The 8200-nt window shown below is 74.1% G+C and carries 7 protein-coding genes; 4 read left to right on the forward strand and 3 right to left on the reverse strand.

What is annotated here, in order from left to right; all coding sequences use genetic code 11:
- Positions 1–52 precede the first annotated feature (52 nt).
- The 3 genes from ACO1BR_RS35140 to fahA all read right to left on the reverse strand — a co-directional run bounded on the left by ACO1BR_RS35140 (position 53) and on the right by fahA (position 2334).
- The gene (locus tag ACO1BR_RS35140; RefSeq protein WP_426799167.1) at positions 53–538 is read right to left on the reverse strand and encodes a hypothetical protein; all 486 of its coding nucleotides are present in this window, start codon (positions 536–538) and stop codon (positions 53–55) included.
- A 348-nt stretch (positions 539–886) separates the two neighbouring features.
- Positions 887–1096: a GPP34 family phosphoprotein gene (locus tag ACO1BR_RS35145; protein WP_426799195.1), complete on the reverse strand. Its 210-nt coding sequence runs from the start codon at positions 1094–1096 to the stop codon at positions 887–889.
- Complete coding sequence (fahA, locus tag ACO1BR_RS35150) at positions 1093–2334, reverse strand: fumarylacetoacetase (RefSeq protein WP_426799168.1); 1242 nt, start codon at positions 2332–2334, stop codon at positions 1093–1095. The genes ACO1BR_RS35145 and fahA overlap by 4 nt, the downstream gene beginning before the upstream one ends.
- Before the next feature lie 287 nt (positions 2335–2621).
- On the opposite strand from fahA, the gene ACO1BR_RS35155 reads away from it, so the two are divergent.
- The 4 genes from ACO1BR_RS35155 to ACO1BR_RS35170 all read left to right on the forward strand — a co-directional run bounded on the left by ACO1BR_RS35155 (position 2622) and on the right by ACO1BR_RS35170 (position 8125).
- A complete protein-coding gene (locus ACO1BR_RS35155; protein ID WP_426799169.1) occupies positions 2622–3845 on the forward strand; it encodes an ATP-grasp domain-containing protein in 1224 nt (407 codons plus the stop codon).
- A gap of 25 nt (positions 3846–3870) precedes the next feature.
- A complete protein-coding gene (locus ACO1BR_RS35160; protein ID WP_426799170.1) occupies positions 3871–5073 on the forward strand; it encodes an FAD-dependent oxidoreductase in 1203 nt (400 codons plus the stop codon).
- 457 nt (positions 5074–5530) lie between these two features.
- Positions 5531–6544: a polyprenyl synthetase family protein gene (locus ACO1BR_RS35165; RefSeq protein ID WP_426799171.1), complete on the forward strand. Its 1014-nt coding sequence runs from the start codon at positions 5531–5533 to the stop codon at positions 6542–6544.
- Between the two features lie 321 nt (positions 6545–6865).
- The gene (locus ACO1BR_RS35170; RefSeq protein WP_426799172.1) at positions 6866–8125 is read left to right on the forward strand and encodes a LolA family protein; all 1260 of its coding nucleotides are present in this window, start codon (positions 6866–6868) and stop codon (positions 8123–8125) included.
- The last annotated feature ends 75 nt before the right edge of the window (positions 8126–8200 follow it).

Below are 8200 nucleotides of genomic sequence, written 5' to 3' on the forward strand. Positions count from 1 at the left end.
GCCCGGTACCCCGTCGCGGGTACCGGGCGGCGGCCGTTGTGCGGCGCGCCGGTCAGCTCTTCGGCAGGTCCGGGAGGCTCGGCATGTCGGGGATCTTCACGCTGCCGTCCTCGCTCTTGGTGTACTTCTCGGTCGGGCCGCCCTTCCAGGAGACGGTCAGCGTCTTGCCGTCCGCGCCCGGCTTGAGGGTGCCCATGGTGCGGGTGGTGTCCCCGTCGGTGCACTTGAGGACGGCCATGGTCATTCCGGCCATCTTCTCGACCTTGCCCATGCAGGCGGACTTGTGGCCGTTGCTGAACGCGATGGTGCCCTTGGCGACCACGAGGACCAGCGGGCTGGCGGCGGTGCCGCCCTTCCACGCGCCCTCGACCGCGGTGGCGCCCGCGGCCTTGCCGTCGCCGCCGCCCGGAGTCGACGGGGCGGCCTCCGGCGTCTTGCTGGGGGTGCTGCTGTCCTTGCTGCCGCCGCTGCTGCCGCAACCGCTGAGCAGCAGCGCGGCGACGGCGACCGCCCCGGCGAACTGCGCTGCCTTGCGCACGTACGTCTCCTCCGTTGTGGGACAGGGACCCGTGAGGCTAGCAGCGGGCCGGCGCGGCCGACACCGGTCGCCGCGGCCGGCACCTGGCCCCGGTTCGCCGCGGCCTTGTCCTCCCGGACGGCGCGCGCCACCGCGTGCGCCGCCCACTCGGTGCGGGTCGGCCGCCGCGGTTCGCGTCGTACGGCGCGGTGGCCGTGGCCCGGCAGCAGCCTGCGGTCCAGGTATCAGACCGCGGCGAGCGCCGCGAGCGCCGCGAGCAGCCGGGCGCGGGCGTCGGGCGGAGGGGACCCCCATGCGCAGGGGATACCCCAATCCAAGCTCTCAACTCGGACACCCCAATCCGAGCTCTCAGCGTCGTTCGGGCGGCCGGCCCATGGCGACCCGGCCGCCCGGTGCGGCGGTGATCCGCCCGGCCGCCTCCAGGTCGGCGAGGGCCGCCCCGACCACCCCGTACCGCACGAACCGGCGGGTGACCAGGCCCCGGCCGCGCGCCGGGTCGAGGGCGGGCAGCAGCGGTTCCTCGGGGAGGGTGGGCTGCGGGCCGGGGCGGTGCGTCAGGCCGGGCCGCCGGCCGGGACCTCACGGGCCGGCAGCACCCGGCCGGTGACCTCCCCCAGGCCGATCCGGGAGCCGTCCGGACCCGGCGCCCAGGCGGTGAGGGTGATCTCGTCGCCGTCCTGGAGGTAGGGGCCCTTGCCCTGGGTCAGTTCGAGCAGGCAGCCGAGCTGGTCGGGCTCGGGCCCGGAGACGGTGCCGGAGGCGTACAGGTCGCCGGTGCGCAGCGAGGCGCCGTTGACCGTCATGTGGGCGAGCTGCTGGGCGGCCGTCCAGTACATCGCGGCGAACGGCGGGCGGGAGATCACCTCGCCGTTGTGAGCCACCTCGATCCGCAGGTCGATGCCGCCGGGCTCGGCCGCCGCGTCGTCGAGGTACGGCAGCGGCGCGGTGTCCCGGGCGGGCGGCGGGGTCCGGGACGCGTCGAAGGCGTCCAGCGGCGTGATCCAGGCGGAGACGGAGGTGGCGAAGGACTTGCCGAGGAACGGGCCGAGCGGGACGTACTCCCACGCCTGGATGTCGCGCGCGGACCAGTCGTTGACCAGGCAGACGCCGAAGACGTGGTCGCGGAAGCCGGCCAGGCCCACCGTCTCGTGGAGTGCGGAGGGGGTGCCGACGATGAAGCCGACCTCGGCCTCGATGTCGAGGCGGGTGGACGGGCCGAAGACCGGCGCGGTGTCCTCGGGGGTCTTGCGCTGGCCGTTGGGCCGGACCACCGGGGTGCCGGAGACGACGACGGTGCCCGCCCGGCCGTGGTAACCGATCGGCAGATGCTTCCAGTTGGGCGGCAGCGCGGCACCGTTCGGACGGAAGATCTTGCCGACGTTGGTGGCGTGGTGCTCGCTGGAGTAGAAGTCGACGTAGTCGGCGACCTCGAAGGGGAGGTGCAGGGTGACGCCGTCCAGCGGGTGCAGCAGCGGGGCCACCGCGGTGCGGTGCGCGGGGTCGGTCAGGGCGGTGCGGACGGTCGCGCGGACCTGCTGCCATACGGGGCGGCCGGCGGCCAGCAGCGGGTTGAGGGTGGCGGCGGCGAGCAGTTCGCCGTGCGGCGCGGGGACGACGGAGGGCAGTGCGCCGGGCAGTGCGCTCAGGTCCAGGACCCGGCTGCCGTAGCGGACGCCGATCCGGCGCCGGTCGGGCGCGTCGGCGGTGCTGAAGACGCCGTAGGGAAGGGTGTGCGGGCCGAAGGGGTCGCCTTCCGCCAGGTCGAACGGGCTCTGCTCCGGGCTCTGCTCGGGCATGGACGCTGCTCCTCGCGTTCGTCGTGGTCGCCGGTGGGCGGCCGGTGGTCCGTCGATCAGGGTACGGCCGGGGGCGCGCGGCGGGGCGGTCCGCGCCCGGGAATCGGACGGTGTGCCGACGGGGGGCAACTCGCCGGTTTTGGCAATGTCCGGAAAAGCCTTGCCGCACTGCGCAATTCGGTCCTAGCGTCCTTTGCGGACACGGGCCGGGGGGCCGTCCCGTCGGGGCCGTTCCGTTGGGGGGACATGTGGTGCGCAGGGGCGTACGGCTCGGGGCCGATCGGACTGTGCCGGGACTGATCGTGAAGATCGGCCGGTATCCGCTGCACCACGGCGGTGTCGGCGCGATCCGCAGCCTGGGACGGCTCGGGGTGCCCGTGTACGCCGTCACCGAGGACCGTTTCACGCCCGCGGCGGCCTCCCGCCATCTGACGGGCCGGTTCGTCTGGCCCACCACCGGGCGGGAGGATCCGGCGCGGCTGGTCGAGGGGCTGCTGCGGATCGGCCGCCGGATCGGACGGCCCGCGGTGCTGTTCCCGACCGACGAGGAGGCGGCGGTGCTGATCGCGGAGCACGCCGCGGATCTCGCCGGATCGTTTCTGTTCCCCCGCGTCGATCCCGCACTGCCCCGCCAACTCGCCAGCAAGCAGGGCCTGCACGAACTCTGCGCGGCGCACGGGGTGCCCACGCCGGCCGCCGCCTTCCCCCGCTCGTACGCGGAGATCGCGGCGTACGCGGACCGGGCCCGCTTCCCCGTGGTGGCCAAGAACCGGGAGGCGTTCGTCCGGCGCAGCCGGCCCGCGGTCGCCGGGACGACCCGGATCGGCGGACCGGACCGGCTGCTGGACCTGGCGCGCGACTGGGGCCCGCGGCCGGCGGTGATCCTCCAGGAGTACCTGCCGGGCGAGCAGGCCGAGGACTGGATCGTGCACGCCTACTGCGCGGAACACGGCGCGGTGCGGGTGCTGTTCACCGGGGTCAAGGTGCGCTCCTGGCCGCCGTACGCGGGGATGACGGCCTGTGCGCACGTCGTCGACAACCCCCAACTCGCCGTCATGACCGGTGACTTCGTGCGGCGTATCGGCTTCGCCGGAATCGCCGACCTGGACTGGCGGCTCGACCGCCGGGACGGCCGCTACAAGCTGCTGGACTTCAACCCGCGGATGGGCGCGCAGTTCCGGCTCTTCGAGAGCACCGCCGGGGTGGATGTCGTCCGCGCCCAGCACCTCGCGCTCACCGGGCGGCCGGTGCCCGAGGGCGTGCAGCGGGCCGGGCGCCGCTTCGTCGTCGAGAACATCGATCTGCCCGCGCGGCTCGCCTACCGGCGCGGCCGTACGGGACCGCACGGAGCGGCACGGGCCGCCGGCACCGAACTGGCGTGGTTCGCCGGAGATGACCCGCTGCCGTTCTTCACCATGCTCGCGCGCAGCGTCGGGCCGGGCGCCCGGCATCTGGTGCAGCTGCGGCGGGCGGGCCGCCGCGCCGGTACGGCCGGGGGCCGTTTCACGTGAAACTCCGCCGTGGGGAGGGGTCGAAGTGAGCACTCCGGTAGCGGTCATAGGGGCCGGGCCGTTCGGGCTGGCGACGGCCGCGCATCTGCGGGCCCGCGGCCTGCCGGTACGGGTTTTCGGGCAGCCGATGGGCAGTTGGGACGAGCGCATGCCCGCGGGCATGCTGCTCAAGTCGACCCCGGCCGCGTCCAGCATCGCCGTCCCGCACACCGGGCACACCCTGGGCGACTTCTGCGCGGCGATGGGGGAGCGGCGCCATGCCTCCGACTGGGACGTCATCCCCGTCGAGACCTTCGTGCGCTACGGCCGGTGGGTGCAGCGGCGGCTGGTCCCGGAGTTGGAGCAGGTCCGGGTGGTCTCGGTCGACCGGCGGGCCGACGGCTTCGAGCTGAAGCTGGACAGCGGCGAGCGGTTCGGCGCGCGGGCGGTGGTCGTCGCCACCGGACTGAGTGGACTGGCACACCTGCCGTCCGTACTGGCCGCCGCGGTCCCCGAAGGGCCGTCGGCCGCCGGGCCCGTCTCGCACAGCTCCCAGCACCGCGACCTCGCCGCGCTGGCCGGCCGCGAGGTGGTGGTCGTCGGCGCCGGGCAGTCGGCCCTGGAGAGCGCGGTGCTGCTCGCCGAGGCGGGCGCGGCGTCGGTGCGGGTGGTGGCGCGCGGGCGGGCCGCGGTGGGCTTCGGCGCGCCCCCGGACCGCCAGCCGCGGCTGCGTCCGCCCTCGCCGTTCGGCAACGCCTGGTCGCTGTGGGCGCTGACCGAGTACGCGGGCGGCTTCCGCCATCTCCCGGTGCCCGCCCGGCGGTTCCTGGTGCGCCGGGTGCTCGGCCCACTGGGCGCATGGTGGCTGCGGGACCGCTTCGTGGGACGGGTGCGGGTGACCCAGGGGCGGGCGATCGACCGGGCAGAGGTGCGCGATGGCCGCCCGGTGCTGTCGCTGCGCGGCCCCGACGGACGCGGCGGCGAGCTGGCCGCCGACCACGTACTGGCCGCGACCGGCTACCGGGTGGCGCTGGACGCGCTGGACTTCCTGGGCCCGGGGTTGCGGACCGGGATCACCGTGCGGGCGGGCGGGCCGCTGCTGGACGCCGGTTTCCGCTCGTCCGTACCGGGGTTGTACTTCACCGGCCTTGCGGCCGCCGCGTCCTTCGGGCCGCTGATGCGCTTCGTGTGCGGCACGGACTTCGCCGCGCCCCGGCTGGCGCGGGCGGTGGCGCGGACCTACGGGTGAGACGGCGGGGCGCCCGGCGGTACCGGAGCGCGCCGTGAGCGGCCCGGTCGGCCGCGCGGAGGGCCGGAACGACCTGCCTGTCGAGGAGATCGGGGCGGCCGGGGCACCGGGGACACCGGTGCGGCCGGGGAAGGGGCCGGCCGCCCGGCGCATGGTGCTCGCGGGTGTGCGGATTTCCGGTCGACGCCGCGGCGGGGCCGGTGGCCGGGACGGTGGTGCGCCTGCGCCGCAAGGGGCGTTCGGGGGCTCGTACGCCTCTCCCACCCCCTCCCTCTCAGGGGTGACGCGTGCCGAGTGGTCATCCGGGACGCGGCGGCTGGGCGGCTTCTGTGCTGGCCGAGTGGTTCGGGGGGCGGGCGCTCACGGTGATCCAAGTGCGACCGGATACGCTGGCCAATGGTGAAGACAGCGACAGATCGACATTCCGTTTGATCGTCAGCAGACAGGAGTACCCCTCGTGACCGTCGTCGGGCCCATTGGGCTGAGCGTGCGGGACCAGGCTCTTGAGGCCGATGTCCAGGCCGGGTTGGCGGCTGTCGAGGAGGGCCTTCTGGAGGCCACCAAGAGCGACGTGCCGTTCATCACCGAAGCCGCGCAGCATCTCGTGCGGGCCGGGGGCAAGCGGTTCCGCCCGATGCTTTCGATGCTGGCGGCCCAGTTCGGCGACCCGTACAGCCCCGGTGTGGTGCCCTCGGCGGTCGTCGTGGAGCTGACGCACCTGGCGACGCTCTACCACGACGACGTGATGGACGAGGCCGATGTACGCCGCGGGGTGGCCAGCGCCAACGCCCGCTGGGGCAACTCCGTCGCGGTGCTGACCGGTGACTTCCTCTTCGCCCGCGCCTCGCACATCCTCGCCGACCTCGGGCCCGAGGCGGTCCGGATCCAGGCCGAGGCGTTCGAGCGCCTGGTGACCGGGCAGATCCTGGAGACCGCGGGGCCGCGCGACGGCCGCGACCCGGTCGACCACTATCTGGACGTCATCGCGGGCAAGACCGGCTCGCTGATCGCGGTCGCCGGCCGCTTCGGCGCGATGATGTCGGGCGCCGACGAGTCGACGGTCAACATCCTCACCCAGTACGGCGAGCGGCTGGGCACCGCGTTCCAGCTGGCGGACGACGTTCTGGACATCGCCAGCGACTCGCACGAGTCGGGCAAGACGCCCGGTACGGACCTGCGCGAGGGCATTCCGACGCTGCCCGTGCTGCGGCTGCGGGCGCTCGCCGAGAGCAGCGCCGGCACCCCCGAGGACCGCGCGCTGTGCGAGCTGCTGGCCGGCGATCTCACGGACGACGCCCGGCACGCCGAGGCGCTGGCCGGGCTGCGTGCCCACCCGGCGCTGGAGCAGGCCCGCCGGGACACGGTGCGCTACGCCGAGGACGCCCGCGCGACGCTGGCGCCGCTGCCCGAGTGCATGGCGAAGTCGGCGTTGGAGGGGCTCTGCGACACGGTGGTGCACCGCGCGGGGTGAGGCCGCGGTGCGGTGCCGGCGGAGGCCCGGGCGGTGTTGCCCGGTGGCCGCGTCCGGCTCCTCCCCCGATGTCCCCTGACGCCCCCGGGCTTTCCCGGGCTTTCCCTCAGGGTGGGATCAACCCGCCGTCGTACGGGGGCGGGCGTGTGGTGCCCCGGCGTCATCCCACAGCAGTACGCGGAGTTGGCCCTGCGGGTTGACGACCGCGGCCCCGGTATTTGGTGGGATGGAGAGCACCAGAAAGCGGCGGGCGGGCCACAATGAGCCAGGGGTGGACGCGTGGAGGACGTAAGCCCGCCGCACACGACGGAGGTACGCCAGATGCCACGGAACGAACCGACCGAGGTCACCGAGGAATGGGACGGGGGGCGCTCGTCGAAGCGCCGTAAGGCGGTGCGGTATGCCGTACCGGTCGCGGTGGCGGGGGTGACGGCGGCGACGATCGGGCTGGTCCCGGCGTTCGCCGGATCCGGTTCCCCGGACCTGCCCAAGATCTCCGCGCAGGACCTGATAGCCAAGATCGCCAAATCCGATGTCCAGCAGCTCTCCGGCACGGTCCAGGTCACCACGGACCTCGGACTGCCCTCCCTGCCGGGCGGCATGGGCGGGGCCGGCGGCTTCGGCGGCGGCGGGCACGGCGGCTCCGGCGCCTCCGCGTCGCCGCAGAGCAAGCTCACCGAGCTCGCGTCCGGTACGCACACGCTGCGCGTCGCCGCCGACGGCCCCGAGAAGCAGCGGGTGTCGATCGTCGACAAGACCGCCGACTACACCCTCGTCCACAACGGCAAGGACGTCTGGGCGTACGACAGCGGCAGCAACACCGTGGTGCACAACACCGCCCGCGAGGACGGCCGTCACGGCGAGCACGGCAAGCCCGGCAAGCACCAGGAAGGCCCCAAGGACCTCCCCAAGGGCCTGCAGAACGCCACTCCGCAGGAGCTCGCCCAGCAGGCCCTGAAGGCGGCCGGCGACACGACCTCCGTCACGGTCGGCGACACCGCCAAGGTGGCCGGGCGGGACGCCTACCAGCTCGTCATCAAGCCCCGGCAGTCCGGCTCCACGATCGGCTCGATCCGGGTCGCGGTGGACGCCGCCAACGGCGTCCCGCTGAAGTTCACCCTCACCCCCAAGAGCGGTGGCCCGGCGGCCATCGACGTCGGCTACACCAGCGTCGACTTCGCCAAGCCCGCCGCGAGCACCTTCTCCTTCACCCCGCCCAAGGGCGCCAAGGTCGTCAACGGCGACCAGCAGCGGGCGAAGGAGCAGCACGGCAAGGGCGGCAAGGGCGCCAAGGACCGCAAGGGCCTGAAGGACTTCGGCGGACTGAACGTCATCGGCAAGGACTGGACGTCCATCGCCAAGATCAAGGGCGCGGCCGGCGCCGGTGGCAAGGACCAGGCCGCCAAGGGCCAGGCCGGCAAGATGCTGGACAGCCTGGGCAGCAAGGTGACCGGCTCCTTCGGCTCCGGCCACGTCTTCAGCACCCGGCTGGTCAACGCCCTGATCACGGACAACGGCACGGTCTACGTCGGCGCCGTCGACAAGCAGGCCCTGATAGACGCGGCCAACGCCGCGAAGTAGCGGGCCGGTCGGGGCGGTCGTAGAGAGCCGCCGTACGATCCGCCGTACGCGCGGGGCCCGCCGCGCCTCCCGCCC

The organism is Streptomyces sp. YGL11-2 (genome assembly GCF_050054615.1).
Lineage (GTDB): Bacteria > Actinomycetota > Actinomycetes > Streptomycetales > Streptomycetaceae > Streptomyces.